Source organism: Azotobacter beijerinckii, assembly GCF_900110885.1.
Classification (GTDB): domain Bacteria; phylum Pseudomonadota; class Gammaproteobacteria; order Pseudomonadales; family Pseudomonadaceae; genus Azotobacter; species Azotobacter beijerinckii.
In genome coordinates this window covers 1-1548 of sequence record NZ_FOFJ01000160.1, presented here as the reverse complement: position 1 = coordinate 1548, position 1548 = coordinate 1, and the positions used below count along the sequence as shown (strand labels likewise).

General features: G+C 65.8%; 1 protein-coding gene and 1 pseudogene. Both read left to right on the top strand.

Going from position 1 to position 1548, the window contains the following annotated elements; all coding sequences use genetic code 11:
* The first annotated feature begins 86 nt into the window (after nucleotides 1-86).
* Nucleotides 87-1086: pseudogene (gene istA / locus BMY22_RS23335) on the top strand (IS21 family transposase).
* Nucleotides 1083-1548: ATP-binding protein (locus tag BMY22_RS23330; RefSeq protein WP_167363800.1), on the top strand; the 466-nt coding region annotated here is incomplete at its 3' end. The pseudogene istA and the gene BMY22_RS23330, both read left to right, overlap by 4 nt.

Here is a 1548-nt window from a genome sequence, read left to right as displayed (position 1 = left end):
TGTTAGCGCCGATGTAAAACTGACCCACCCCAGCGAAGTAAAATTGACCCACCTGGGCTAACGTCGCGGCCTTTTCGAGGCCGCCCATGTTGACCCAGGAGCAAGCAGTGGAGATCAGAGTATTGGCCCGCCAAGGGCACAGCATTCGGCAGATCGCCAAGATGCTGGGCGTGTCCCGCAACACCGTCCCGCGCTACTCGCCGCGAGACCCCAGGCCCACCAAGCTCGACCCCTTCCATGACTACCTGCGTGAGCGGGTGAAGCAGGCGCATCCGCTCTGGCTGCCGTCCACCGTGCTGATGCGCGAGATCCGCGAGCAAGGCTATCCGGGCGGCGCCTCCCAGCTGCGCGCCTGGTTGGCCAGGCTCAAGCCGGTCAGACCGGATGATGGCCCGGTGGTGCGCTTCGAGACCGAGCCCGGCCAGCAGATGCAGGCCGACTTCGTGGTCTTCCGCCGCGCCAAATCACCGTTGTCGGCCTTCGTCGCCACCCTGGGCTACAGCCGGATGACCTACGTCCACTTCGTGTCCGACGAGTCGTTCGCCTCGGTGCATGACGCGTTGCTGCTGGCCTTCGATTACTTCGGCGGCGTCCCGCAGCAAGTGTTGTTCGACAACATGAAGACCGTCGTGCTGGAGCGCGATGCCTATGGCGACGGCAGCCACCGCTTCCATCCCGGCCTGCTTCAGCTGGCCAGACGATCTGGGCTTTCGCATTCGCCTGTGCCGCCCTTATCGGGCGCGCACCAAGGGCAAGGTCGAGCGCTTCAACCGCTACCTGCGCGAGAGCTTCTACAACCCGCTGCACAGCCGGGTGAAAGCCGCCGGCCTGCTGGTGGATTGCAGCACAGCCAATCGGCTGGTCGGCGACTGGCTGGCCGAGGTTGCCAACGTGCGCGTGCATGCTACGCTCGGCGAACGCCCGATTGATCGCTGGCGTCGGGAGCAAGGCCTGCTGACACCCCTGCCGCAGGCTCTGCGGCGGGAGTGGGCGCCATTGCTGGGTGAGTGGCCAAGACCCGTACCGTATGAGTCGTTGCAGCATCCGCTGTCGGTCTACGAGTCGATCCGGGAGGCCTGCGCATGAACCTGCAACACGCGCGCATCGCCGAACTGTGCCAGGCGCTCAAGCTCGAGCGCATCGTCGATCACTACCCACTGTTGGCCCAGCAGGCGGTCAGGGACGACCTGAGCTTCGGCGACTTCCTGGAGCAGCTGCTGCGGCACGAGCACGGCTTTCGCCAGCAGCGCAGCCGCGAGCTGCTGACGCGGATGGCCTGCTTTCCGGCGATCAAGACGCTGGAGGAGTACGACTTCAGCTTCAGCCCGGGCGTGCCCAAGGCCCTGCTGCACGAGCTGGCGGGCCTGGCGTTCATCGAGCGCACCGAAAACATCGTGCTGATTGGCCCCTCGGGCGTCGGCAAGACGCACCTGGCCATCGCGCTGGGCTATCGGGCGGCACAGAGCGGCCTCAAGACTCGTTTCGTCACGGCGGCCGACCTGATGCTGCAACTGGGAGCCGCCCAGCGGCAGGGGCGACTGAAGACCT